Below are 25,317 nucleotides of genomic sequence, written 5' to 3'. Positions count from 1 at the left end.
CAATGCGGATCGCGTCAAATCCTGCCGTGCCCGACGCACAGCGCGAACAACTGCCGCTGGCTCGAAATGCCGAGCCGCCGGAATGCGCGCTTCTGATAAGTAACGACGCTCGTCGCCTTGATGCCCATCGTGTCGCCGATCTCCTGCGCGGTGAGTCCTTCGAGCACGCCAGTCAGCACGTCGAGTTCGCGCTTTGACAGTTCGGGACACACGCCGCGCACGCGCGCCAGCATCAGATGCGAAATCGCCATGTCGCGCTGGCCGCAGATCGCGTAGTGATGCTTCGCGGCATGCGCAATGAGCGGCGCCATCGCTTCGATCAACGCAATTTCGCGCGGATGGTAATTGCCGAAACGGCGGTCGCGATACAGGTTCACCGACAGCCAGATATCGGCTGTCGGTTGCACCAGCAGCGACACGCGATCCGATACGTTCGGTTGCTGATAGCACGCAGCGCGATACGCTTCGTTGACGATGTCATCGCTCGTCTGCTGGTGCAGCACGAGCGTCGCGCCGGGCTTGTCGTTGCGCGCCGACGAAACGATCTTCTGGTTGCCGTCGAGCGCATAGAAATGGCGCGCGTACGTATCGGCGACATCACGCAGAAAACGCCCGCCGCGGTGATCCGCCACCGATACCGTGCGCGGCCGGTTGCCGAACTCATACGCGAAGATCGTGCACTGCGAGATTGCGGCGATATCGCCGAGCAGCTTTAGCACTTCGGCGGCGAGCGCATTCGAGTCGTCGCTGCCGATCGACGACACGAGTCCCGTCGCGCGGCTGAGATCCAGCTGCCCTTGCAAGACAGGACGGTCGAGACGCCATGAACGCATGATCGAAGTGCGGCTTTGCGGCTGCCTTTGCGGCTGCCTTTGCGGCTAAAAGGGGCAGAAAAACACGGTGACGTTGCGTCATTTTAGTCCGGTTCGATTGTGCGATGCATCGCGCATCGGCGCTGCTGCATCCGAACGGGTGTTGTTGCGTCCGTCACGCGGCCGGCAACACCATGCGCCGTCACATCCGTCCGCATCCCGTCGCGAAATTGCCTACAGTGAAAAGCTCAAGCGTGCACGCCGTCTACCAGCGGCGCGTGCGATTCGCATGCCGTATGCAACATGCTCGGAGACTGAGATATGGCGACATGGAAACCCGACCCCACCTTCTATCCTTCCCCCCGCATGGCTGGCAGCGCGCCGAAGGAAACAGTTGCGTACGTGGCGAGCTTCGATCCGTCGCGCGAATCGCCCGATGAGCTCGCGGTCGTCGATGTCGATCCAAGCTCCGCGGACTATGGGCGCATCGTCAGCCGCGTACCGATGCCGAATACAGGCGACGAGTTGCATCATTTCGGCTGGAACGCATGTAGTTCGTGCCTGTGCCCGAACGCGCCGCATCCGCATACGGAGCGCCGCTATCTGGTCGTGCCGGGACTGCGGTCCTCGCGCATCCACATTCTCGACACGAAACCCGACAAGCGGAAGCCGCAGATCGCACGCGTGCTCGAGCCCGCGGAAGTCGCGGAAAAAGCGGGCTACACGCGGCCGCATACGGTTCATTGCGGCCCCCAGGGCATTTACGTCGTGTCGCTCGCGAACGCGCAAGGGGAAGCGCCCGGCGGCATCTTCCTGATGGATCACGAAACCTTCGACATTCGCGGCCAGTGGGAAATCGATCGCGGCCCGCAGGAACTGTCGTACGACGGCTGGTGGCATCTCGGCTACGACACCGTCGTGACGAGCGAATGGGGCCTGCCCGCCACGTTCGAGAACGGACTCGTGCCGGAAGTGCTGCTCGGCGGGCAATATGGGCACCGGCTGCACTTCTGGGACATGAACACGCGCAAGCACAAGCAGGTCGTCGACTTCGGCGCGGAAAACCAGCTGGTGTTCGAACTGCGTCCCGCGCACGATCCGACCAAAGCGTACGGCTTCGTCAATTCGGTGATCAGTCTCAAGGACCTGTCCGCGTCGATCTGGACGTGGTATCGCGATGGCGATCAATGGGCGGCGCGCAAGGTGATCGAGATTCCCGCCGAGCCCGCCGATGCGTCGCTGCTTCCGCCCATGCTCAAAGGCTTCGGCGCAGTGCCTCCGCTCGTCACCGATATCGCACTGTCGCTCGACGACCGCTTCCTGTACGTGTCGTGCTGGGGCACGGGCGATCTCCGGCAATACGACGTGTCCGACCCGATGAAGCCGGAACTGACGGGCACAGTGCGCATCGGCGGCATTGCCGCGCGCGCGACACATCCGGCGGCCGGCGAGCGCCCGCTCAATGGCGGTCCGCAGATGGTCGAAGTGAGCCGCGACGGCAGCCGTGTGTACTTCACCAACTCGCTCTACGGCGCGATCGACGATCAGTTCTATACGGAAGGCCTCGACGGCTGGATGGTCAGTCTGGATGCCGGCAAGAACGGTGGGCTTGCCGTTGCGAAGAACTTCTTCGTCGACTGGCCGAAGTCGCATCGGCCGCATCAGATCCGGCTCGAGGGCGGAGATGCGTCGTCGGATTCGTACTGCTATCCGTGAGCGTGCGATGAACGGCGTGTGGGCGACGGTGATCGGCAGCGGGATTTTCCACGGCGTCAATCCCGCGATGGGCTGGCTGTTCGCAGCCGCGCTCGGGCTTCAGCATCGCAGCCGCAGGGCTGTGCTGATGGCGCTGCCGCCGCTCGCGCTCGGGCATGCCGTCTCCGTGATGCTCGTCACGACGTCCGCTGTCGCGCTCGGGCTCCTCACGCACACCGTGCATCTGCACACGTTCATGGGCGTGCTGCTGATTGCCTGGGCCGCGTATCACCACTTCTACGGACACCGGCAGCGGGTGCGGGTCGGCATGACGGCGGGCTTCGTCGGGCTTGCGCTGTGGTCGGCGGCGATGGCGACGATGCACGGCGCGGGCCTCATGTTGCTGCCCGCGCTGTTGCCGCTATGCGGCGCGGGCATGCCCGTCGGCAGTTCGCTGGAATCCGTCGGGCAGGTGACGGCCGTGCACACCGTCGTCACGCTCACGACGGCGGGCGCGATCGCGCTGCTCGCCTATCAATATCTGGGACTCGGCATGCTGCGCCGCGGCTGGATCAATTTCGACTGGCTCTGGTGCGGGGCGCTGACTATCACAGGGGTGCTGCTGATCGTCACTGGCTAGCTAACCGCAACGACCGATCGGCTCCCGGATTGCCTCACCTTTCGCTACAGTGCCGTGCGGGTTGCAAGGCAGCTCACCGTTGCAGCACTCCCGAATACCCTCACCTGACGCGCAATTGTGAGGGCATCGCCGACCGGTCGGCTCACCATAACGAAGGTGCGCGATGCGGGTTGCGCACGCCTCACTTCATACGAAATCCGTTATATGGCGGATAACAGATCCTAATTTCGACCTCGTTATTGGCTTACGACCATCTCGTCTGGCACGACGCGGCGGACGTTCCGCACGACGGCCACGCGTCCTATCTTTCCCGTCTCCGGAGATTTCATGAAAACAGGAATGGCCCGTGCATTCACGCGCTCTTTGCGCAGTTCGCTATCTGTGAGAGCCGCGCTACTCGCCACGTTTGGCGCGGCTGTCGTCAGCACGGCGGCCGTGGCCGCGCAGCCGATGGGCGTCGCGTTCGTCTATCTCGGCAATCCCGGCGACGCGGGCTGGACGTATGCGCACGAGCAGGGCGTGAAGGCGATCGAAGCGAAGTTCGGCGACCAGATCAAGGTCACGCGCGTCGAGAACGTGCCCGAATCAGCGGACTCGGAGCGCGTGTTCCGCGACCTCGCGAGCAAGGGCAACAAGGTGATCGTCGGATCGAGCTTCGGATTCCAGGACTTCGAATTGAAGACCGCGAAGGATTATCCCGACATCGTCTTCGAGCACGCGACGGGCTACAAGAAGGCCGCGAACTTCGCGACCTATGACGTGCGCACGTATCAGAGCGCCTATCTGGCGGGGCTCGTCGGCGGCTATACGACGAAGACGAACACGCTCGGCTTCGTCGCCTCGGTGCCCGTGCCCGAAGTGGTGCGCAACATCAACGCCTTCACGATGGGCGCGCGCTCGGTCAATCCGAACGCGAAGGTGAAGGTGCTGTGGATCAACACATGGTTCGATCCGGGCAAGGAAAAGCAGGCCGCCGAAACGCTGATCGGCCAGGGCGCCGACGTGCTGATCCAGAACACCGACTCCACGGCCACGATGCAAACCGCTGAGCAGAAGAAGGTGCATGCATTTGGCTGGGACTCGGATATGAAGAAGTTCGGCCCGAACGCGCAACTGGGCGCTTGCGTGAGCTACTGGGGCGTCTACTACTCGCATCTGATCGAGCAGGTGCAGTCGGGCAAGTGGACCAACACGCCGACGTGGTGGGGCCTCAAGGAGAAGGCAATCGACCTCGCGAGCATCAACACGCAAGCCGTCTCGCCCGCCGCGCAAAAAGCGCTCGCCGACAAGCGCGACGACATCATCGCGGGCAAGTTCGATCCGTTCGCGGGACCGATCAAGGATCAGAGCGGCGCGCTCAAGGTAGCGGCGGGCAAGTCGCTGTCGGACGCGGACCTGCTGCGGCTGAACTGGTTCGTGCAAGGCGTCGACGGATCGCTGCCCAAGTAAGCACGAAGCACGAACCATCGATAAGGAGGAGACATCGTTTGAGCCTGACCATTCCATCGAAACAGAACACATCGGACTTCCCCGAGCAGGGGCTCGCGCCGACGCGCGAACAGCTGGTCCGTCATCTGCGCCATGCGAGCATCGTCGCGGAGCGCGCGACGCTGATGGGGCACCACCCGTTCGGCGCGATTCTCGTCGGCCCCGATCAGGAGTCGGTGCTGATCGAGCAAGGCAACGTCGATACCGTCAATCACGCGGAATCGGTGCTCGCACGCATGGCTGCCCTCAATTTCACGCCGCAGTATCTATGGAGCTGCACGCTGTACACGACGGTCGAGCCCTGCTGCATGTGCGCCGGCACGGCGTATTGGGCGAACATCGGGCGCGTGGTGTTCGGGATGACGGAAGAACGCCTGTTGCAGGCAACGGGCAATCATACGGACAATCCGACGATGAGCGTGCCGTCGCGGTACGTATTCGATCATTGTCAGAAGCAGGTCGATCTGATCGGTCCTGTCACTGAAGTCGAAGCAGAAATCATGCAGGTACAACGCGCATTTTGGGCCTCGCATTCAAGCTGAACCGCAGCGCCGTTCGCTAAATGATTGCGCGCACCACCGCAACGATCTGTTCTCCCGGGCATAGCTATTCATAGGCATATTCGCCCACTACCATTCGCGTTCAATCGGAGGCGGCGTCATCGCGTCGCACTCCACGTCGAACCGCTTACGCGAAGGTCATCGATTTGCCTATGACGTCTTACGCTCCGTCTCGAAGCGCCGGCAAGCCGCAACGCTACAGCCGCACAGCCATTGCGCTGCACTGGATCATCGCGCTGCTGATGATCTGCGGCTTCTATCTCGGCTGGATCATGACGGACATCCCGGGCTTCACGCCGACGAAGCTCAAGTACGTGTCGTGGCACAAGTGGATCGGCGTGACGGTGTTCGCGCTGGCCGTGCTGCGTCTGATATGGCGTGCCACGCATGAAGCGCCGTCGATGCCCGCCGCGATGCCGGCATGGCAAAAGGGCGCCGCGCACGCGACACACGCGCTGCTCTATCTGCTGATGCTGGCCATTCCCGTTACCGGCTACTTCTTCAGTTCAGCCGCGGGCGTGCAAGTGGTGTATCTCGGCGTGCTGCCGCTGCCGACCCTCACCGGTCCCGATCAAGCGCTGAAAGCCGTTCTGCGCACCGCGCATATCGCGCTGAATTACACGCTGCTCGTGCTCTTCGCAATGCATGTGCTGGCCGCCCTCAAGCATCAGTTCGTCGAGCGCGACGGACTGCTTGCACGCATGATTCCCTTCCTCAAATGAGCGCGCATTTCAACGCGCTTTTACGTCCGATCATCGAATGAACGTGAAGAACCCTACTCATCGCCGCGCATATCGCCGAGTGCTGGCAGGCGCAGCCGCCGTTCTGTTCGCCGCTGCATGGCCTGCCTTTGCGCAAGTCGATGCGAGCAGGAGCACGGTTGTCGCGACCTCGAAGCAGATGAACGTGCCCGTCGACGGCACCTTCAGGAAGTTCACCGCACAGCTGAACTTCGACCCTGCGAAGCCGACGGCAGGCAGCGCCAACCTGACCATCGACACCGGCAGCTACGACCTCGGCGACGCCGAATACAACAAGCAGGTACGCGGCAAGGAATGGTTCGACAGCGCGACGTTCCCGACGGCGACGTTCGTCTCGACGGGCATCGCGCCCGCGGGCGGCAACCAGTACAAGGTCACGGGCAAGCTGACCATCAAGGGTAAATCGCAGACGGTCACCGTGCCTGTCGCAATCGCGCAGCTAGGGGCGACGCAAACCTTCGACGGCTCGCTGCCCATCCGGCGCACGCAGTACGACGTCGGCACGGGCGAATGGAAAGACACGTCGGTGGTGGCTGACGACGTCGTCATCAAGTTTCACATCGTCGCCGCAAAGCATTGAGCGCGCGGAGCACACTCATCAATTCAGGAGAAAAACGTGAAGAAACAACTGTTGATCGCTGCGGGCGCGCTGATCGCGGGCATGTCGTTCAATGCAATGGCGGCCGACACATACCAGCTTGATCCGAACCACACTTACCCGAGCTTCGAGGCCGACCACTTCGGCGGCATCTCGGTGTGGCGCGGCAAGTTCAAGAAGTCGAGCGGCACGGTGACGCTCGATCGCGCAGCCAAGACGGGCGCCGTTGACGTGACGATCGACACGACGTCGATCGACACGGGCAACGACAAGCTCGACAAGCACCTGCAAACGCCCGAATTCCTCGACGCAGCCAAGTACCCGACGGCGACCTACAAGGGCACGCAAATCCGCTTCGACGGCGACACGCCCGTCGAAGTGATCGGCACGCTGACGCTGCACGGCGTGACGAAGCCGCTGAACCTGAAGATCGACTCGTTCAAGTGCTTCATCAACCCAATGCTCAAGCGCGAAGTGTGCGGCACGGAATCGACGGCGACGTTCGACCGCGCGGACTTCGGCATCGACTGGGGCAAGTCGTATGGCTTCAACACGAAGACCGTGCTGCATATCCAGGCAGAAGGCGTCAAGCAGTAAGCGCTTTGCGCGTAAGCGCCGGGCTTCGCAAGCCGCCTTCGGGCGGTTTTTTTGTTTTGTCCGTCAGCACATCGAGCCCGGCGCACGGCTCCCGAAAAGTCTCACCGAAGCCGCTGCCCGTACCGTTATTCGCCGTACTCGGAGTACTTGCGCGAATCGCCGCGCACCTTGTCCGCCGGATACCTGGCGCGATTCAGTTCGATCTTCTCCAGCACGGCCGCATACAGATCGACATCGAGCCGGTCCGCGAGCATCACGAGATATGCGAGCACGTCGGCCATCTCGTGACGGATCGCGGTGAGCTTGTCGTCGGCAAGCTCGCTCTTCTCGCCCGACTGCAACCATTGAAACGGCTCCAGCAGTTCGCTCGCTTCGACGCTCAACGCGGTCGCGAGATTTTTCGGCGAATGAAAGCGCGACCAGTCGCGCTCGCTGACGAACTGCCGCAACAGATCGCGCACCGCGACCAGATCGTTGCTTCTTTCCTTCTCCATGCGGGCACTCCACTCAGATCTTCAATGGGAAATCACTGCGCTACCCGCCCGAGCGTCAGCCGATGGACGGGCGCGCCCGGCAGGAACGAGGTCTTCTCGCCGCGCACCCATGCTTCGTGACCGGCGAGAAAGTACGGCGACAGCGGATGCCCCGACTGCCCGCCCGGCATGTCGAAGATGCCGCTCTGCTCGCGCCCCGGCGACACGATCATCCGCTCCGACGCGCCGAAGTTCGGCGTCTGCACGCGCGGCATGTTGATGTCGCCGGGCAGGGGGTCGTGCGGTGCGCCGAGCCAGCCATGCACCCACGGCAGCCACGCGGGCACGATGCGCGCGAACGGATGCTCGATGGCTGCGCGGTTGCGCTCGCCCCAGCGCGCTTCTTCAATGGGTGTATCCGCCGGCAACTGCGCGATCGTCCGGTCGATGCGGTCGAGCATGAACGAACGCCAGTCGCGGGAACCTTCCGGCACCCATGCGTGATGCTCGGCGAGCGTCTCCATCAGCGCCTCGTAGCGCGAATTCGCCACGCGCAGGCCGAGCGGCGGCATGCTCGTGCTGCCGCCCGGCATCGCGCCCGCGAGATCCGCGTCGAGCCTGCCGAACCACGCGTCGTACAGCGCGAAGAAGAAGCCGCGTACGAGCCGGTATCCGACAGCGTCGACATCCGCGCGCCCGTTCCATGCGAGCAGTTGCTGACGAAACGCCGCGCGCTGCGGGTGTCCTTCGAGCGCGCTTGCATCGAGCGCTTCGAGCGCCACGCGCCGCCATACGTCGATCCACTGCGCGCGGTCGTCGGTCTGGATGGAGAGCATTGCGCGTTCGTCGGGGCCGGGCGCGGCAAGCAGATCGTCGCGAATCTGCGACGCGCGCGCGCCAAGGTCCGCACCCGCATCGCCGATCTTCGCGGCGTCGCCGGACATCAGCACGCGATTGTTCGCCGTCCACAAGCGGCCGAGCGGCGGATCGACGCGCTTCGGATACGACGCGGGCGGCAGATAGTGCGTCCAGCCTTTATACGTCGCGCAATCGTAGGGCGTGTCGCTTTCCGGGCCGCTTTGTATGTCGTCCGGATCGCGTTGCGGCAGCGGACCCGCAAGCGTCCAGCCAATCTTGCCGCGCGAGTCGGCGACCATGATGTTCTGCGTCGGGAGGCCGGCCGTTTGCGCGGCGTGCAGCGCTTCTTCGATCGTTTTCGCGTCCTCGAGCTTGTACAGATTGAGATTCACGGCTTCGCGATCGTGCGCGACCCAGCGCAACGCGTACGCGCGCACGCCGACCGTCAACTCCGGCCCCCAGCGGGTCTCGGCGACGGGCAAATCGACACTGGCGCCGCCCTTCACGTCGATACGCTCGTGATAAACGGCGGCACGCGCCCATCCGCCGTCGGGCGCACAGTACTGCAACGGGTCGGCCGAATTGCGATGCAGTTCGATCAGGTCGATATAACGGCCATAGCTGTTCGTGAAGCCCCACGCGATCTTGCCGTTGCTGCCCGCGATCACGAGCGGCGTGCCGGGCAGGCTGACGCCCGTCAGTGTGTGCATCGGCTGCCCGTCGCCTGCGGGCCACATCAACGACACGCGATACCAGATGTTCGGCAGCGAGAGGCCCAGGTGCATGTCGCTCGCGAGGATCGCGCCGCCATGCGCACTGTGCGCGCCGTCGACAACCCAGCCGTTGCTACCGATCGCCGACTGGCTCACGTCTTCCTGCTCGCGCACCTCGCTCGCGGTGCTGACGGGCTTCGGCGCGGCAAGCCAGTCCGGGCGCGTGGCGGGAAGGCGCGGGGGTTCGATGGGCGGCGTCGACGCGCTATCGAAAGGTGCGTCCCAGTGGCTCGCAGCGGGCAGCAGGAACGCGTACAGGTCAGCAGGCACGCGGTCGCGCAGGACTGCGCGGGCCAGGATGCGGCGCGTCTCGAACGATTGCAGATCGAAATACATGGCGTAGACGACCAGCAGCGAGTCTTCCGGGCGCCATTGCTCAGGCTGCGTGCGCAGCATCCAGTATTCGAACGGCCGTGACGACAGCGCGGCCAGCCCGGCATTCACGCCCGCCGTGTAGCGCTCGAGCAATTGACGCTGATCGGCGGGCATCCCCTGGACGATCGCATGCGCACGCGCGCGAAAGCGCTGCAGCCGATTGCGCCGGTCCAGTTCGAGCGCGTTCGGACCGACCAGCGCCGACATCTCGCCTGCCGCGACGCGCCTCAACAAGTCCATCTGAAGAAAGCGGTCCTGTGCGTGCAGGAAGCCCGTCGCGTAGGCGACATCGTTGCGCGCCGCGCCGTGGATGGTCGGCACACCGAGCGCGTCACGCTCGATCGTCACCGTCGACGACAAAGTGGGCGCGCGCTGCGTCCCGTCGAGCTGCGCGAGGCTGCCGCGCAGCAGCAGCCAGCCGCCGAGCAGCGCTGCGCCGAATAACGCGACGACGACGCCCGCCAGCAGGAGCGCGGCGGCGCCAACGGTGCGACCGACCGATCTGCTTGACTGCTGATGTGAGACGGCTTGACGACGGCTCATCGTTCGGGATTGGCGGTTGTTCAGGGAGTCGGGACGTCCGGGCATTGTGCCCGAAGCCGTTTGCATTGACGCGTTCCAGTGTGACCAAACGGGTCGCCCTCCAGCATGCTGGAATTTTGATCCAGTATTATGGATTTCATGGACATTCACTCGTTGATCGCGCGCCGTGTGCGCGAGTTGCGCGACGGCCACGGGCTGTCGCTCGAAGCACTGGCCGAGCGCAGCGGCGTGAGCCGCTCGAACATCTCGCTGATCGAGCGTGCGCGGAGCAGTCCGACAGCGGCCGTGCTCGACAAGCTCGCCACCGCGCTCGGCGTCACGCTCGCGTCGCTGTTCGAGGCGCCGGCGCCGTCCGCGCAAACGCCGTCGCCGCTCTCGCGTGCCGCGACGCAGGCTGTCTGGACCGACCCCGAGTCCGGCTACGTGCGGCGCACCCTGTCGCCAGAGCAGCCGTCGCCGCTTCAGTTAGTGGAGGTTCACTTTCCCGCCGGTCAGCGTGTCGCCTATGAGACGGGCGCGCGCGACGCCGAAATCCATCAACAGATCTGGCTGATCGAAGGCGCAATGGAGATCGGCGCAGGCGACCAACACTGGCGCCTCGAACCCGGTGATTGCGTGACGATGCGCCTCGATTGTCCGGTCGTGTATCGCAACCCGACGCGCAAGCCTGCCCGCTATCTGGTAGCGCTCACCACGCTGCCGTCATCCCCCGGACGGAGAAACACATGACCGACACGTTGCGCGTCAAACGGCTCGCGGCGCACGAAGCCGCGCAATGCATCGACGGCCTTGCCGATGTGCTGATCGATTGCGTCGCGGGCGGCGCATCGGTGAGCTTCATGTGGCCGCTCCAACGCACCAAAGCGATTGCCTTCTGGCAGTCGGTGACGAATGCCGTGCAGCGCGGCGAGCGCGCGCTGCTGGTCGCCGAGGACGCGGACGGCTGTATCGCCGGCACGGTTCAGCTGGTGCTCGCGCAACCCGAGAATCAGCCGCATCGCGCGGATATCGCGAAGATGCTCGTGCATCGGCGTGCGCGCCGGCGCGGCGTCGCGCAGCAACTGATGGCGGCCGCCGACGCCGTGGCCCGCGACGAAGGCAAAACGGTGCTCGTCCTCGACACCGTGACGGGCGGCGACGCCGAGCGCCTATACGAGCGCGCGGGCTGGCAGCGTGTCGGCGCGGTGCCCGATTACGCATTGATGCCGGATGGATCTTTTTGCGGCACGACCTTCTATTACAAGCATCTCTAGCACGGTTGTTCCGGCCGTCCCCGCAACAAAGGGAAACATGAACCTCGACAAACGTTTGCGGTTTCGCGAAATCAGCCCTTAATCTTTTCCGCCGAGCGCCGTTATCGCTAGAGCATTCCCAATTTTTCTCGAGCGACATGGCCAAGACCATTCCGTTTCCCGGCAGCAATCAGGCCGCGCGTGCGCGCCAGGCAAAGGCATTGCTGCTGCCGATCCCGCGCAGCATGGCCGTCGAGCTGATCCTGCCCGTGCATATCGCACTCGACGCGCTGCGGCGGGGCGCGGGCAGCATGAGTGCCGCGCAGACGCTCACGCAGACGATGTTGCTGACCGGCTTCCTGTGCGATCTCGGCTACGGTGAGATGACTTACGATCAGCTGCGCACCGCGGATCAGGCGCTCGCGATGACGTTCGATCGTGGCCGCACGAGCGATGACTGGCGTCTCGACGAAGCGCATGTCGAGCTGTTCTCGCACATCGTCAGCACGTACGACGCGCAATTGCAGCGCGCGCCACTCAGCGCACTGACGGACGCGAGCGCGCGACTCGATCGCATCATGGCGGCGGGCAACGCCGAGCCGACGATGCGCAAGCAGGCTTAACGGCGACCCGCTTTTCGCTCCCGAAAACGCTCACCGTTATCCGTTCGGAAGCGCATTCCTTCCGCGCTTGCCGCGGCGCTTCGCCGGCTTGCTCGCGTTGCCGACGGCTGCCGGCCAGGCGCAGCATCAACTATGCATTGCCTGTATCCTCTGCTGTACCCGAAGCGCCGTGCACACGGCGCACCTCGTTCGACAGCGGAGAGGTTTCATGACAGACCCAAGGCGCAGCCCCGAAGACATCGATCCTGATTTGCTCGAAGTGGCGCGCGAAATATTCGATGCAGCCCGGCGCGGCGAAGCCAACATGCTCGCCGCCGTCATCGAGAAAGGCGCGCCGCCCAATCTGCGCAACGAGAAAGGCGACAGCCTCGTGATGCTCGCCGCGTATCACGGCCATGCCGATGCCGTGCGCGTGCTGCTCGAACGCGGCGCGGATCCGAACCTGCGCAACGACAATGGACAGACACCCATCGCGGGCGCGGCCTTCAAAGGTTTCAAGGAGGTCGTCCAGACGTTGCTCGCACATGGCGCCGATGTCGAAGGTGCATCGCCCGATGGACGCACGGCGCTGATGATCGCCGCGATGTTCAATCGCACGGAGATGGTGGAACTGCTGCTCGCGCACGGCGCGGACCCGAACGCGCGCGACGCGAACGGCGTGTCGGCCGCCGATGCCGCGAGCCGCATGGGCGCGCCCGACACAGCCGCGCTGCTCGCGAAGAAGGCGGGCGCATGAAGCTCGACGGCAAAACGGTTGCGGTCGTCGCGCCCGCGGGCGTGCCCGATATGAAGCATGTCGAGGGGAGCATCGCGCTGCTCGAAAGCTGGGGCCTGCGCGTGCAAGTCGGCCAGCATGTGCGCGACCGCTACCGCTATCACGCGGGCAAGCATGAAGACCGTGCCGCCGATCTGCATCGCGCGTTGACCGATCCATCCGTCGACATCGTCTGGGTCGCGCGCGGCGGCTATGGCACCGTCTACACACTGCGCGCGGTGCCGGATGCCGTGCCTTGCGCAAAAACTGTAGTGGGCTTTTCGGACGCGACCGCGCTGTTCGGCGCGCTGCACGGCAAGCCGAACGTGCGCGTAATCCACGGTCCGACGTTGAACGGCCTCGCGACGAAACACGACGACGCATCGCGCGCAAGCATGCTCGCCGAGTTGCGCGAAGAACGCGCGGCGCCCGTGCCGTTGCAGCGCCTGACTGGTTCGGACGCGCAGCGCGTCGAGGGACATCTCGCGGGCGGCAACATCACCGTGCTCGCGAGCCTTGCTGGCACGCCGTGGCAAGCCAGTTGCGACGGCGCAATCGTGCTGCTCGAAGACGTGACCGAGTTGGCCTATCGGATCGATCGCAGCATCATGCAGTTGCGCGAAGCAGGCGTGTTCGACGGCGCGCGTGCGTTCGTGCTCGGGGATTTCATCCGCTGTCCGCTGCCGGATGGCGCGGACTTCACGCTGCACGACATGCTCGTCGATCTCCTGAAGCCATACGACGTGCCCATCTACGCGGGCTTTCCGATCGGCCACGGCACGCAAAATCATGCATGGACGTACGGCGCACAGGCCGCTCTCGAAGGCGATCGGCTGGTGCGTTGATCAGCGCGTCAGTTGCCGGATGATGCGTTGGACGGCGGCGTTGCCCGGCGCATCGCGGTCCAGCGCAACGCGTTCGCACCACGGATAAGGCAAGCTGCTTGCCCAACGCAAAACGCAGTCGGCAGATGTTGCTGGCAGTGTTTCCATTTCTTCGATTGCGATATGCAGCCGCGTCACGCGTGCGGTCCGCGCTTCGGCTGTCCAGTCGTAACGGCCATATCCGACGCGAGTCGCGCCCGTCGTCTTCTCGGTCATGCAGACGAGCCAGTCGCATGAAAATTCGCACTGACCATCGGCAGGCATCGCGCCGACGCAAAACGTGTACACGTTCTCGTACTTGCGCGCGAAGTCGCTCGCCAGCACCGTCGCAATCGCGTCGCGCCCCTGCGTTTCTCGCGGAAATGCAATAGCAGACGTCTTCACCGTCATCGCCAATGAGGCATTGGGTGCGAACGCATCGGTCATCCGATGCGGGCGGTTGCCGTCCTTCGCCAATATGTAGGATTCAATCGAGTCTTTCAGAGTCGACATAGGTCAACGCATCTGCCGTAATGAGCCGATCAGTCTAAGCGCTTCACTTCATTTCGTTTTCGTTGTCCTTGATACGAAGCGGGCTTCTCTCGTTTTCGCCAATGCGGCGCGCATTCTTTGCACAACGTGACGAAACTGCGTTGCGCACAATACGGATTGCGCCCGACAATGCCTGTTCCGCGCGGGACTCTATGCACGCGCACGCATCCCACAGTTCGAACACGCGCCCTCGATGAACTCCCGCTTTGCCCGGCTCACGCGCATTCATTCCTTCACGCCGCTTGCCAGCGCCACGCTGATGCTGGGCGTCGCGATGTCGTTCACCGCGCCCTACCTGTCGCTGTTCGGCGTCGAGCAGGCGGGCATGTCGCCGCTGCAGCTCGGTCTGTTCATGACGTTGATCGCGGCGAGCGGCGTGGTCGCGAGCGCGTGGGCAGGCAAATGGTCCGATAAGCATGGGCATCATCGCGGACTGCTGCTAGCGGCGTTGGTGGCCGCGGCGCTCGGCTTTTTGCTGCTTTGTTTCGTGCGCAACTATCCGGCGTTGCTCGCTATCGGCGTCGCGTTTCTCGGCGCGGGCGGCTCGGCGATGTCTCTGGTGTTTTCATTCGGACGCGCGGCGCTGCCCGTGCACGACGAAGCCGAGCGCTCGTTCGCGCTGGCGACGCTGCGCACGGTGCTGTCGATGGCATGGGTGTTCGGGCCGTCCGTCGGCGCACTGGTGCTCGCGGGCGTGGGCTTTTACGGTCTCTTTCTGTTCGCCGCCGCGTGCTTTGCCGCGTGTGGCGTGATCGTGTGGCGCATGCGCCAGTCGCCCGCTGGCGATCCGCACAGCGCGCCGGCGCATTATGCGGGCGACCCGGCGTCCTCGCTCGAAGTGACCACCGTCACCGAACCCGCCGTACTTCCGCCGCCCGCACCACCTCATGCGCCCGGCACGCAGCGGCAAATCTGGCGCTCCGTCGTCGCACTGACGCTGATTGGCCTGGCGGCCAATGCAACGATGATCGTGCTGCCGCTTTATGTCGTGCACGGACTCAAGGGCACGCGGCTCGATGTCTCGATCATGCTCGGCCTCGGCGCGTTCCTGGAAATTCCAATGATGCTCGCGCTCGGCGCACGCGGCTCGACGCTCAACAAGCTGAACTGGCTCGCTGCGTGCGCGGCTGTGCATGTCGTGTATTTCGTGGCCGTCGCGGCATCGGGCACCGTCGACGTGCTGATTCCGATGCAGGCCTTCAATGCGTTCGTCGTGGCCGTGACGTCGTGTCTCGGCATGACGTACATGCAGGATCTGATGCCACGTTCACCGGGCGCGGCGACTGCGTTGTTCTTCAACGCGTCGCGTGTCGGCTCGATTCTCTCCGGTGTGCTGTCGGGCGTGCTGGTGGCAAGCCTCGGTTATCGCGGCACGTTTCTCGTCTGCGGATGCCTCGCGCTCGGCGCGCTGATCCTGTTCGCCGATCCGCCGTGGAAGCGCATCGCGCTGCGCGTGCGCGACCAATGGGACGACTGGCGCCATCCGGCGCAGTGAGCGTTGCGCGCCTTCAAACCGTCTCCGCGCTCCCATTCGGGAGGCGTGCGCAATGCAAGGATCCGCCTGCGCACATGGCGCCTGTGCGTCTCCCGAAAAACCTCACCTTTGCGTGAGGCGTCCTTCAGCAAGCACGTCCATCCGATGACAAGTAGAATCGGACCGAGCCCATCGCGGTGAGGTCCGGCAGGACGCACAGGCTCAGCAGTCGACCCGTACCAGGGATACCAGCACGAAAGCCCGGCACGCAGCGTCTTGCACGCAGCGCGCCCTTCGGACGCAAGGAGATCTCATGAAGGTGCTCGCTGTTCACCCCAGTGGCCTGATGTACACGCGCGTGTATCTGCGGCTCGAGCCGCTCGGACTCGAAACCGTCGCCGCCGTGATACGCGAAGCGGGCCACGATATCCGCCTGATCGATCTGCAGGTCGAATCCCATCGCGCTCTGCACAAGGTCGTTCGCACGTGGCAGCCGGATGTGGTCTGCTTCTCCGGCAACTATCTCGCCAACATCCCTGAAATCATCGATCTGTCGAAGTCGATCAAGGCGCAGTTGCCGGGCTGCTTCATGTTCGTCGGCGGACATAGCGCGTCGTTCACCGCCCGCGACATGCTGAGGCACGCGGACGGCGCGCTCGACTGCGTGCTCAGGGGCGAAGGCGAAGCGAAGGTCGTCGAGCTGCTCGCGGCCGTCGCGAGCAAAGAGGATCTGCTGCGCATTCCGGGCGTCGTCACGCGCGACGGCGAAGGCCCGCCGCCCGGCTTCGCCGATAGCCTCGATCAGATTCGCCCCGCGCGCGATTTGCTGCGGCACCGACGTAAATACTTCATCGGCGTGCTGGATCCGTGCGCGTCGATCGAATTTGCGCGCGGCTGCCCGTGGGACTGCACGTTCTGCAGCGCGTGGACGTTCTATGGACGCAGCTATCGTTCGCGCAGCCCCGAAGTCGTCGCTGAGGAACTCGCGTCGATCCGCGAGCCGGGCGTGTTCATCGTCGACGACGTCGCGTTCGTTCACGCCGATCACGGCATGGCGATCGGCCGCGAAGTGGAGCGGCGCGGCATCCACAAGAAGTATTACCTCGAGACGCGTGGCGATGTGCTTCTGCGCAACAAGGAAGTGTTCGAGTACTGGCGCAGGCTCGGGCTGCAATACATGTTCATCGGCCTCGAAGCGATCGACGCCGAAGGGCTCAAGGCCTTTCGCAAGCGCGTCAATCTTGACAAGAACTTCGAGGCCCTCGCGTTTGCGCGCTCGCTCGGCATCACGGTCGCGATCAATCTGATCGCCGATCCCGACTGGGATCGAGAACGCTTTGAAACGATCCGGCAGTGGTGCCTGGACATTCCGGAGATCGTGAATATCAGTGTGAACACACCCTATCCGGGCACGGAAATCTGGCTGCGCGAAGCGCGGCAGCTGACGAGCCTCGACTATCGGCTCTACGACATCCAGCATGCCGTGCTGCCAACCAAGCTGCCCTTAGCCGAGTTTTACGGCGAACTGGTGCGCACGCAGCAGGTGCTCAATCGCAAGCATCTGGGCTGGGGCGCGCTGTATCGCGCGGCGGGAGAAGCGGCTTCGCTGCTGATGCGCGGACAGACGAACTTCGTGCGCATGCTGTGGCGCTTCAATTCGGTGTTCGATCCGAATCTGCAACTGGGCGATCACGCTCGCGAAGTACGCTATGAAATGACACCGCCGCCCGCGCAACGGCCGGAGCAGAGCAACGTGAAGGTGCTTTACGTGCATGGGCCGACGGGGCGCAAGGGCCGCAAGATCGACGACGCGACTGAAACGTTCGTCGACGAAAGCCGCATGGGCGCTGGCTGAACGCACGCGTTCAGAACGGTTCCCTGAACGGCCGCAGATCGACTTCATGTGTCCATGCGGACGGGTGCTGGAGATGAATCTGCCAGTATGCTTCGGCGATTGCATCGACGTTCAGCAGCCCGTTCTCACCGCGCTCCGCGGCAGCGTGCGGACGTAAGCTATGCAAGCGTTCGCCGTCGATGCCGCCGTCGATCACGACATGCGCGACATGCAGGCCGAGCGGGCCGAACTCACGCGCCATGCTTTGCGCGACCATCCGCAGCCCTGCTTTTGCCGCGGCGAAATGCGCGAAACCGGGCCTGCCGCGCAGACTTGCCGATGCGCCCGTGAAGACCACCGTGCCGCGACCGAGCGGCGCGAGATGCCGCGCGGCCTCGCGTCCGACCAGAAATCCGCCGATCGGCCCGGAGCGCAAGAAGTCCTGCATCTGCGCTTCCGTCAGGTCGCGAAACGGAATGTGCCGGTTGTTGCCGACGTTGTAGACGACCAGAGAGGGCACGTCGATATCGTCGCGCGGCGACATCGCCTTGTCGAACAGACGCATGATGTCCGCTTCAGACGTACCGTCCATCGCAAACGACTCCGCCGACTCGCCGCGCGATGCAAGGCCGTTCGTCACTGTATCGAGCTTCGCCTGCGTGCGTCCCGCGACGTACACGTGATAGCCATTCGCGGCGATCTTCCTGCACAGCGCCGCACCGAGACCAAGTTCCGCGCCGACGCCAATCACCATTGCGCTGCTACGCCTCATCGCCTGCCTCCGTTGGCCGTTCGCGCGGACCGCGCGGGAATCGTCGCGTGATTATAGGCAGCGATGCGGGGAGGTTGCCCGTGAACTGCACGCTCGCGTCAGTGCCTCCCGTCACAGTATGTCTGTGGTGAAGCGCGTAAAAAATTGCCTTATGGCTCGGGATTGTCGAGATCGGACTGCACGACCGTTTCGCCGTGCCGGAGCGCGGCTTCGCGTGCCTGGTCGCCATCGGTGAACGGGCCGATATCCGGTGCGCCCGTAAATGGAAACAGCAGCCGTCCGTCCGTCTTGCGCACGACCTTTAGCTGTCCCATATACGAACCTTCCGTCGTGCGGCGGTAGGTCGCGTAGATCTGGTAGTCGTCCCGCGACTCCGGTTTCGAGGCCACAGCATTGGGCGCTTTGGGGAAAATCATCCGTGGCCTTGTCATTTACAACTCCCGTGCTGCGCATGCCGGGTCCGGCTTTTTTTGCCGACATGCAGATTGATATGGCGCATCTGCTCGCGCATGCAACGCGAGCGAATGCGAGGCTTGGCAAACGTCAATGCACGTTGCCCTGGTCCGTTTTGGGCCGTGTCGCGGGTGTGTTCCTGTCGTGCGCGCCTTGGACACTGCGTGTGCGGCCCGTGTCCGGAATGCCCGGATCCGACGCCGCCGCGCCGGACATCCCGGACGTCGACGACTGGCTCGGACGTGGCGTCTTCAGTTCGCCCGAAGTCGCGCCCGGTGCCGCGATCGACCTGTCGCTCTGCGCCGACGGATGCCAGCCCGTTTGCGCGTAGCCCATGCCCGCCACCGCGGCAAAAATTGCCGCCGTCGCGCTACGTGCGATCGATACGGTGTTCACGAGATGCTCCTGAATGCAACGTGCCAGACAACGTTTCAGCAATCGACGTACCGCTTTTCTTCCACCGCTTCATGCCAGCGCGGAGCGTGAACGCAAAGCCGGTTCAGTCGTTGCGCCCGTCGACGGCATTCACGCCAGGAACGGCGCATGCTCGATTGATTTGCACGTCGCCGCGACCCGTCGCGGCGCCATTTGCACGCTGGGGCCATGCCCCATGCAACAGGAAAAGGAGAGCGTCATGCCACTGAAGCGAGGCACCTCGAAGGAAACCATCGGCCACAACATCAAGACCGAAAAGAAGGCGGGCAAATCGCAGAAGCAGTCCGTCGCGATCGCGTTGAACCAGGCGCGCAAGTCAGGCGCCAAGATTCCAAAAAAACATCATCAGTAGAGGCCGGATGCAAAGCGGGCCGTGCGCCGCTTCCCGGCTGCGATCGCATAACGGCCCGCTGTTGATCACGCTGTTGATTCCCAAGCGCGCCGGCTAATGCGGGCGCTCCTCATCGTACTCGCGGCGCACGCCTTTCGGCAGCCACGGCTCCTTGCGCTTGCACCACAGTTCGTAGGTCGGCTCGAACAGCCCCGTCTGATCGAAGGCGCCGATCGGCACGTCGATCTCGGCGCGGTCGGTGTACACCATGAACGCAACCGATCCGCACAGCGGACAGAAATGGCGCCGGCCGTGTTCCGAGCTGCGCCATTCGCGCGTGTTGCCCGATAACGTCACCGCATCGCGATCGAAAATCACGTACGAGCCAAATGCCGAGCCGGCCACCCGCCGACACGTCAAGCAGTGGCACATTCCCACACGCATAGGTGCACCCGTAGCGCGAAATCGCACGGCGCCGCACGCGCATCCGCCTTCATAAACCGTTTGCTGGTTCATCGCTTTTCTCCACAAGACTGAGCCTGATCGACACGCAGGGAATATACCCATAATAATGTCCGTGAAATCAGACGTAATCATCCGGACACAGCGCCTATACTTCTCCGATAATGGCCGGCCCGCCGTTTGCAGACACGCGGGAACGCGGCACACTCATACCACCCTTGTTCCAACACCATGAGCGACGGCATCGAAAGCGCCCGCCAGGCAGGCGTACTGCGCACGGACGATCTGAAAGACCGGCCTGCGCGTGCGCCCGATCACGCCGCCGAAGTGCGCACGCTCGTCACCGTCGCAAGCGCGCAAACGGGCCGCCGCGACACCTTGCTGCAGGCCATCGCCGATGCCGCGCTCACGGCCTGCGGCGCGGGCAGCGCGGGCATCAGCCTGCTCGAAACCACCAGTGAAGGCGACGCCGTATTCCGTTGGCGCGCGGTGGCGGGCGCCTGCGCAGGATTCGAAGGCAGAACGACCGCGTGGGCCGAATGTCCTTGCGGCATGACGCTCGAACTCGGCGCGCCGCAACTCTTCGTCGCGCCGCACACGTTCTTCAAGAGCTTGCGCGATGCGGGTGCGGAGATGACGGAAGGCATCGTCACGCCCATTCCGATTCGCTGCGAGCAGTCCAAGCAACTCGGCGCGATCTGGGTTGCTTCACACGACAAGCATCGCTTCGATCGCGAAGACGTGCGCCTGCTCGGCAATCTCGCCGTGCTCGCGGGCGCCGCGCTGACGCTGCTCGACGCGCAACAGGCCGCCGAAGCGGAAGCCGCCGCCGCGCAACAGGCGCGGCGCGCGCTGGAAGATGCGGCGCACCGGCGCGACGAATTCATCGCGATGCTCGGGCATGAACTGCGCAATCCAATGGCGCCCATCGACAGTTCGATCGCCGCGCTCAAGCTGCTGTGTGCGGGCGAAGACCAGGCCACCGACGTCCTCGCCATCGCGCAACGGCAAATGCGCCAGTTGCGCACCCTCGTCGACGATCTGCTCGACGCTGCGCGGCTGCGGCATGGCAAGCTTGCAATCAAATACAGCCGCACGTCGCTGAACGAAATCATCTATGACGCAATTACCGCGCTGAAGCATCACATCGACGCGCGCAAGCATCGGCTCGAAATCGAAGGGCTCGAACAGCCCGTCTATGTGCGCGCCGATCACGTGCGCCTGAGCCAGGTAGTCGGCAACCTGCTGTCGAACGCGGCGAAATACACGCCCGCAGGCGGCACGCTGCGACTGCGGGTGCAGATCGTCCCCCCCGGCGCGGCGGACGACGAGTCGCCCGGCGGCAAAGTGTCGATCGCCATCGAAGACAACGGCGTCGGCATGAGCCGCGAAGCGCTCGATCACGTGTTTGAGCTGTTCGCACAGTCGCAGGCCAACATGCATCGCTCGGAAGGTGGGCTTGGCATCGGGCTCGCGGTCGCGAAGCGGCTCATTGAGTTGCATGGCGGCACGATCAGACTCGACAGCCAGGGCGTCGGTCACGGGACGCGCGTCACGCTGCAACTGCCCATCCTTGATCTCGAGCCGCAGGCCGCGCATGAGTCGACGACGGCGGTGAACGCCGCGCCGAGCCGCATCATGCTCGTCGACGACAATGTCGACGCGCTGGAAGCGCTGCATCTGCTGCTCGAACTGGAGGGACATCAGGTAATTGTCGCGCGCAGCGGCCGCGACGCCGTGAAGCTGGCGGCAAAGGAACTGCCTGAAGTCGGGATCATCGATATCGGCATGCCGGAAATGGACGGCTTCGAAGTAGCGCGCACGATCCGTTCGAACACGGCGCTCGCGCACATGTTCCTGATCGCGCTGACGGGCTACTCATCGGAATCCGACAAGTCGCGCGCACTGGCAGCGGGCTTCGACTATCACCTGACGAAACCCGTTTCGATGGAGCGGCTTGCCGATGTGCTGTCGCATCGCGACGGCCGCAACATCGCCGGTCTCGTCTGACGTGAGCAAGCGCCCGGTAAAGGTGAGCCGCGCGATACGCGGCCGCGTCACTTTTCCTGGGTCCCGCAAAGCCTCACCATTGATCGCCTTGCGCGCCTCACCGTACTTTTGACGCTGCCGCCGAAGCCTTATACAGCAAGGGTTTGCGGCTGCTTGCGCTGCGCCGCGCCGATGCGCTGCGCTTGCTCCCGAAAGCTCTCACCTTTACGCCATGCGGTCGGGTTCCATTGGCATACCCAGGTATACGTACAGAGCGCGTACACAGCGTGTACACAGCGCGCGAAGCCATGCATTTCTGTTTGGACGTCGTGCTAAATCGTTGATTTACCAAGCTTCTGCGTTCGCCGATGATGTCTTCCGTCAACCGCATTTCCCTTCTGCCGGAGTCCATCATGTCCATGCAAGCCCTCGTTCTCAGCCAGTACACAGGTCCGCTCGAACCGACGACGCTGCCCATTCCCGAGCCCGCACGCGGCGAAGTACTCGTGCGGATCAAGGCGAGCGGTCTCAATCCGCTCGACACGAAGATTCGCGCAGGGAGCGCCGCGCATGCGCGTCATCCGTTGCCGCTCGTGCTCGGCATCGATCTCGCCGGCGAAGTCGTCGCGCTCGGCGCCGATGTGACGCGCTTCAAGGTCGGCGACGAGGTGTATGGAATGACGGGCGGCGTCGGCGGCATTCAGGGTTCGCTTGCGCAATATGCCGCCGTCGACGCGCAACTGCTCGCGCACAAGCCATTCAATCTGTCGATGCGTGAAGCCGCCGCGCTGCCGCTCGCGTTCATCACCTCATTTGCGGGCATTGTCGACCGTGTGCGTCTGCAGGCCGGTCAGACGGTGCTCGTGCAAGGCGGTGCGGGCGGCGTGGGGCATGTGGCGGTGCAGCTTGCACGCGCGCTCGGCGCGCAAGTCTTCGCGACGGCGAGTGCGCGCGATCAGGATCTCGTCGCGCGCTTCGGCGCGACGCCGATCGATTACGCAGCGCGCACCGTCGATCGGTACGTCAGCGAACTGACCGCGGGAGAGGGTTTCGATCTCGTTGTCGATACGGTCGGCGGGGCGACGCTCGATGCGTCGTTCGCGGCCGTCAAACATTTTGGGCACGTGGTGAGCGCGCTCGGCTGGGGTACACATGCGCTCGCGCCACTGTCGTTTCGCGAGGCCACTTATTCAGGTGTGTTCACGCTGCATCCGCTGCTCACTGGAAAGCATCGCGCGCATCATGGCGAGATGCTGGCCGAGGCGACGCGCCTCGTCGAACAGGGCAAGCTCGCACCCAATCTGGACTCGCGCCGCTTCGATCTCGCCTCTGCCGAACGTGCGTATGAAGCGATCACGGAGCGCACCGCACGCGGCAAGATCGTCGTCGATATCGAGTGATGCCGGCGCGTCACTCACACGTTCGCGAGACGTTCGATCACGAGATCGAGCAACGCACGCAGACGTGCGAGACGTTTCAGGTCGCGATGGTAGCCAAGCCATACGTCGCGGCCGGGCGGCGCGTCACCGAGATCGATGCGCCGCAGGCCCGGCGTATTGTCGCCGAGCGGGCACGGCAGCACTGCAAAGCCGCCGCCCTGCGCGCACATGCGCGCCTGCACGCCGCGGTTGTTGCTGGCATATGCAATATGCGCGTTCGGCAGCATCTGCCTGATCCACGTAACATCGGGCAACTCGCCGAACGCGCTATCCATCGTGATCAGCGACTGGCCCGCACCGTCGCCGCGCACGGGCGCGACGAGATCGATACGCCCGTACAGTGCGTAGTCGATGTGCATCAGCTTGCGCTGGACGACGTCCGGTTCATCGAACGGCGTGATGCGAAACACGAGGTCGGCCTCGCGGCGCGCGAGATTGTAGCGCCGAGAATCGGTGATCAGCTCGATCGACGTGCGCGGATGGCGTGCAAGAAACGCCGCGAACACGGGCGTCAGCACGTGAATGCCGTACCAGTCCGACGACGACACGCGCAGGTTGCCCGTCAATTCCTGCTCGCTGCCCGCGAGCGAGCGCATGAACGCGTGCGCATCTTCTTCCATGCGCTCGGCGTAGCTGAGCACAGAGCGGCCTTCATCGGTGAGCACGAAGCCTTCGGTCGTGCGCTGAAAGAGCGTGTGACCGAGCGCTTCCTCGAGCGCGCGCAGACGCCGGCCCATCGTTGGCTGCGTCTGACGGAGCTGGCGTGCCGCTGCGCCCAGTGTGCCGCAGCGCGCGATCGCGAGGAAAATCCGCACGTCGCTCCAGTCCAGGTTCGAATCGTTCATAGACGCCTTCCGCTGCTGCAATGGGTCGTGGGTGCCTGCGATTATGAACGGCGACGGCGCGATTGCGGTGATCGCCGCGATTGGTCCATTCGCACGTTACATCATCAAGGTGAGAGATTTCGGGAGGCTATTGCATCGCCATTCGATGCCCCGTAAACACTCACCTTTGCCGTGGACGTGACCCGTCCGATCGACGTCGAATGGATGTTGGCTTTGCTTCCAGTGCCTGTTTTAAGGGGTTTTCGCGTTTCAGGTGATGCGTGAATCACCTCGCATCTTCACCGTAACCACAACTCCCGAAAAGCCTCACCATTCCCGGTCGAACCAGGAAAATGGACCGTTCAGTGAGCGGCTATCAGAACTTGAACTTCACCTGAAAGCCGAGCGTGAACGGCAGATCGTCGGAGGGGATGGGCGGAATGACGATGATGTTCGCGCCGACGCGCTTGTATTCGAGCATCACGATGGGCGCGACGACGGGTCCGATCGTGTGATCGTGGCCGAGTCCCCAGTTGCCGTAGTTGTAGCCGGAGATGATGCCGCCGATCACCGCGAGGCGAATGAAGTTCCAGTGTACGAACTCCGGCGCCCAGACGCCGCCGCCGTACCACGACGGACGACGCAATGAATTGCGGAAGCCGCCCGCCGTCAACGCCCACTGTCCGTTGAGCCAGCATTCGACGCCAAGACCAGGATTGAACTGCTCGAAGTCAGTGCCCGGATCGGGATTGATGTGATACGAGGCAAGCATCGCATCACCCCACAGGCCGCCGCTGCACCAGTTGGCCGCCTGCACGCCCGACGCTCCCATCAAACCGATGCTCGTTACCCAACCGGCCACGCATGCACGACGAACCTTGTTCTTGATCTTTCCAAACGGCATGTGCTCTCCGCAACCGGTCGCGTGCCGGCGTCTGTATGTCGCGATTAGCGTCGTATTGCTCTCCAGTCGCGCACTGTACCCCACAAACCCTACACTTGAGATGGAGTGCGCGCTCGGGACGACGATGCGCCTGCAGACGGCAACGATAGCGAACGAACGGTTGCAGCTTGGTGAACACGCCATGCGCGCGTTCACCGTTCACA

The 25,317-nt window shown here is 63.9% G+C and carries 27 protein-coding genes; 17 read left to right on the top strand and 10 right to left on the bottom strand.

The window, feature by feature from the left end; genetic code table 11:
- Positions 1 to 14: 14 nt before the first annotated feature.
- Positions 15 to 833 (bottom strand): helix-turn-helix transcriptional regulator, encoded by an 819-nt coding sequence (locus tag BPHY_RS21090; RefSeq protein WP_012403484.1) that lies wholly within the window; start codon positions 831 to 833, stop codon positions 15 to 17.
- 300 nt (positions 834 to 1,133) lie between these two features.
- On the opposite strand from BPHY_RS21090, the gene BPHY_RS21085 reads away from it, so the two are divergent.
- The 7 genes from BPHY_RS21085 to BPHY_RS21055 all read left to right on the top strand — a co-directional run bounded on the left by BPHY_RS21085 (position 1,134) and on the right by BPHY_RS21055 (position 7,151).
- Positions 1,134 to 2,528, top strand: a complete 1,395-nt coding sequence (locus tag BPHY_RS21085) for a selenium-binding family protein (RefSeq protein WP_012403483.1) — start codon at positions 1,134 to 1,136, stop codon at positions 2,526 to 2,528.
- 7 nt (positions 2,529 to 2,535) lie between these two features.
- Positions 2,536 to 3,147, top strand: a complete 612-nt coding sequence (locus tag BPHY_RS21080; protein ID WP_012403482.1) for a hypothetical protein — start codon at positions 2,536 to 2,538, stop codon at positions 3,145 to 3,147.
- Between the two features lie 327 nt (positions 3,148 to 3,474).
- Positions 3,475 to 4,596: a BMP family ABC transporter substrate-binding protein gene (locus BPHY_RS21075; RefSeq protein ID WP_012403481.1), complete on the top strand. Its 1,122-nt coding sequence runs from the start codon at positions 3,475 to 3,477 to the stop codon at positions 4,594 to 4,596.
- A gap of 38 nt (positions 4,597 to 4,634) precedes the next feature.
- Positions 4,635 to 5,177: a nucleoside deaminase gene (locus BPHY_RS21070; protein ID WP_012403480.1), complete on the top strand. Its 543-nt coding sequence runs from the start codon at positions 4,635 to 4,637 to the stop codon at positions 5,175 to 5,177.
- 170 nt (positions 5,178 to 5,347) lie between these two features.
- Positions 5,348 to 5,917, top strand: coding sequence for a cytochrome b (locus tag BPHY_RS21065; protein ID WP_012403479.1), 570 nt, complete (start codon positions 5,348 to 5,350; stop codon positions 5,915 to 5,917).
- Between the two features lie 37 nt (positions 5,918 to 5,954).
- On the top strand, positions 5,955 to 6,536 hold the full coding sequence (locus BPHY_RS21060) for a YceI family protein (RefSeq protein ID WP_012403478.1): 582 nt from the start codon (positions 5,955 to 5,957) through the stop codon (positions 6,534 to 6,536).
- Between the two features lie 36 nt (positions 6,537 to 6,572).
- A complete protein-coding gene (locus tag BPHY_RS21055; RefSeq protein ID WP_012403477.1) occupies positions 6,573 to 7,151 on the top strand; it encodes a YceI family protein in 579 nt (192 codons plus the stop codon).
- A 125-nt stretch (positions 7,152 to 7,276) separates the two neighbouring features.
- On the opposite strand, the gene BPHY_RS21050 is transcribed toward BPHY_RS21055, so the two are convergent.
- Together BPHY_RS21050 and BPHY_RS21045 are read right to left on the bottom strand one after the other, a co-directional pair.
- Positions 7,277 to 7,645, bottom strand: coding sequence for a nucleotide pyrophosphohydrolase (locus BPHY_RS21050; protein WP_012403476.1), 369 nt, complete (start codon positions 7,643 to 7,645; stop codon positions 7,277 to 7,279).
- A gap of 32 nt (positions 7,646 to 7,677) precedes the next feature.
- Positions 7,678 to 10,173: a penicillin acylase family protein gene (locus tag BPHY_RS21045; protein WP_012403475.1), complete on the bottom strand. Its 2,496-nt coding sequence runs from the start codon at positions 10,171 to 10,173 to the stop codon at positions 7,678 to 7,680.
- A 138-nt stretch (positions 10,174 to 10,311) separates the two neighbouring features.
- On the opposite strand from BPHY_RS21045, the gene BPHY_RS21040 reads away from it, so the two are divergent.
- The 5 genes from BPHY_RS21040 (at position 10,312) to BPHY_RS21020 (ending at position 13,627) form a co-directional block, all read left to right on the top strand.
- Complete coding sequence (locus tag BPHY_RS21040) at positions 10,312 to 10,902, top strand: helix-turn-helix domain-containing protein (protein WP_041765226.1); 591 nt, start codon at positions 10,312 to 10,314, stop codon at positions 10,900 to 10,902.
- Positions 10,899 to 11,426: a GNAT family N-acetyltransferase gene (locus tag BPHY_RS21035; protein ID WP_012403473.1), complete on the top strand. Its 528-nt coding sequence runs from the start codon at positions 10,899 to 10,901 to the stop codon at positions 11,424 to 11,426. The genes BPHY_RS21040 and BPHY_RS21035 overlap by 4 nt, the downstream gene beginning before the upstream one ends.
- A 137-nt stretch (positions 11,427 to 11,563) precedes the next feature.
- Positions 11,564 to 12,028, top strand: a complete 465-nt coding sequence (locus tag BPHY_RS21030; RefSeq protein WP_012403472.1) for a hypothetical protein — start codon at positions 11,564 to 11,566, stop codon at positions 12,026 to 12,028.
- A gap of 208 nt (positions 12,029 to 12,236) precedes the next feature.
- Positions 12,237 to 12,764, top strand: a complete 528-nt coding sequence (locus BPHY_RS21025; protein WP_012403471.1) for an ankyrin repeat domain-containing protein — start codon at positions 12,237 to 12,239, stop codon at positions 12,762 to 12,764.
- Positions 12,761 to 13,627, top strand: coding sequence for an LD-carboxypeptidase (locus tag BPHY_RS21020; RefSeq protein WP_012403470.1), 867 nt, complete (start codon positions 12,761 to 12,763; stop codon positions 13,625 to 13,627). Before BPHY_RS21025 ends, BPHY_RS21020 begins: the two co-directional genes overlap by 4 nt.
- Here the strand turns inward: BPHY_RS21020 and BPHY_RS21015 are convergent, their stop codons facing one another.
- Positions 13,628 to 14,158 (bottom strand): hypothetical protein, encoded by a 531-nt coding sequence (locus BPHY_RS21015; protein WP_012403469.1) that lies wholly within the window; start codon positions 14,156 to 14,158, stop codon positions 13,628 to 13,630.
- A 232-nt stretch (positions 14,159 to 14,390) separates the two neighbouring features.
- Between BPHY_RS21015 and BPHY_RS21005 the strand changes: the two genes are divergently transcribed.
- Together BPHY_RS21005 and hpnR are read left to right on the top strand one after the other, a co-directional pair.
- A complete protein-coding gene (locus BPHY_RS21005; RefSeq protein WP_012403468.1) occupies positions 14,391 to 15,692 on the top strand; it encodes a sugar efflux transporter in 1,302 nt (433 codons plus the stop codon).
- A 292-nt stretch (positions 15,693 to 15,984) separates the two neighbouring features.
- On the top strand, positions 15,985 to 17,526 hold the full coding sequence (gene hpnR, locus BPHY_RS21000) for a hopanoid C-3 methylase HpnR (protein WP_012403467.1): 1,542 nt from the start codon (positions 15,985 to 15,987) through the stop codon (positions 17,524 to 17,526).
- 10 nt (positions 17,527 to 17,536) lie between these two features.
- Here hpnR and BPHY_RS20995 read toward each other — a convergent pair whose 3' ends face one another.
- The 3 genes from BPHY_RS20995 to BPHY_RS20985 all read right to left on the bottom strand — a co-directional run bounded on the left by BPHY_RS20995 (position 17,537) and on the right by BPHY_RS20985 (position 19,126).
- The gene (locus tag BPHY_RS20995; protein ID WP_012403466.1) at positions 17,537 to 18,277 is read right to left on the bottom strand and encodes an SDR family NAD(P)-dependent oxidoreductase; all 741 of its coding nucleotides are present in this window, start codon (positions 18,275 to 18,277) and stop codon (positions 17,537 to 17,539) included.
- Between the two features lie 149 nt (positions 18,278 to 18,426).
- Positions 18,427 to 18,708 (bottom strand): DUF6723 family protein, encoded by a 282-nt coding sequence (locus BPHY_RS20990; RefSeq protein WP_012403465.1) that lies wholly within the window; start codon positions 18,706 to 18,708, stop codon positions 18,427 to 18,429.
- Between the two features lie 112 nt (positions 18,709 to 18,820).
- Positions 18,821 to 19,126: a hypothetical protein gene (locus BPHY_RS20985; protein WP_012403464.1), complete on the bottom strand. Its 306-nt coding sequence runs from the start codon at positions 19,124 to 19,126 to the stop codon at positions 18,821 to 18,823.
- Positions 19,127 to 19,364: 238 nt separating this feature from the next.
- On the opposite strand from BPHY_RS20985, the gene BPHY_RS42605 reads away from it, so the two are divergent.
- Positions 19,365 to 19,517 (top strand): DUF6496 domain-containing protein, encoded by a 153-nt coding sequence (locus BPHY_RS42605; RefSeq protein ID WP_167538882.1) that lies wholly within the window; start codon positions 19,365 to 19,367, stop codon positions 19,515 to 19,517.
- A gap of 93 nt (positions 19,518 to 19,610) precedes the next feature.
- Here the strand turns inward: BPHY_RS42605 and BPHY_RS20980 are convergent, their stop codons facing one another.
- Positions 19,611 to 20,012, bottom strand: a complete 402-nt coding sequence (locus tag BPHY_RS20980; RefSeq protein ID WP_012403462.1) for a GFA family protein — start codon at positions 20,010 to 20,012, stop codon at positions 19,611 to 19,613.
- 177 nt (positions 20,013 to 20,189) lie between these two features.
- Here BPHY_RS20980 and BPHY_RS20975 point away from each other — a divergent pair, with 177 nt between their 5' ends.
- Positions 20,190 to 21,968: a hybrid sensor histidine kinase/response regulator gene (locus tag BPHY_RS20975; protein WP_012403461.1), complete on the top strand. Its 1,779-nt coding sequence runs from the start codon at positions 20,190 to 20,192 to the stop codon at positions 21,966 to 21,968.
- Positions 21,969 to 22,360: 392 nt separating this feature from the next.
- Positions 22,361 to 23,347, top strand: a complete 987-nt coding sequence (locus BPHY_RS20970) for a zinc-dependent alcohol dehydrogenase family protein (RefSeq protein WP_012403460.1) — start codon at positions 22,361 to 22,363, stop codon at positions 23,345 to 23,347.
- 14 nt (positions 23,348 to 23,361) lie between these two features.
- Here the strand turns inward: BPHY_RS20970 and BPHY_RS20965 are convergent, their stop codons facing one another.
- Both BPHY_RS20965 and BPHY_RS20960 read right to left on the bottom strand, forming a co-directional pair.
- On the bottom strand, positions 23,362 to 24,231 hold the full coding sequence (locus BPHY_RS20965; RefSeq protein ID WP_012403459.1) for a LysR family transcriptional regulator: 870 nt from the start codon (positions 24,229 to 24,231) through the stop codon (positions 23,362 to 23,364).
- 355 nt (positions 24,232 to 24,586) lie between these two features.
- Positions 24,587 to 25,114 (bottom strand): hypothetical protein, encoded by a 528-nt coding sequence (locus BPHY_RS20960; RefSeq protein WP_012403458.1) that lies wholly within the window; start codon positions 25,112 to 25,114, stop codon positions 24,587 to 24,589.
- Between the last annotated feature and the right edge of the window lie 203 nt (positions 25,115 to 25,317).

The organism is Paraburkholderia phymatum STM815 (genome assembly GCF_000020045.1).
In the GTDB taxonomy this organism is placed as follows: Bacteria; Pseudomonadota; Gammaproteobacteria; order Burkholderiales; family Burkholderiaceae; genus Paraburkholderia; species Paraburkholderia phymatum.
Note: the sequence above shows the minus strand (reverse complement) of the source record. Positions and strands in the feature narration are given on the sequence as shown.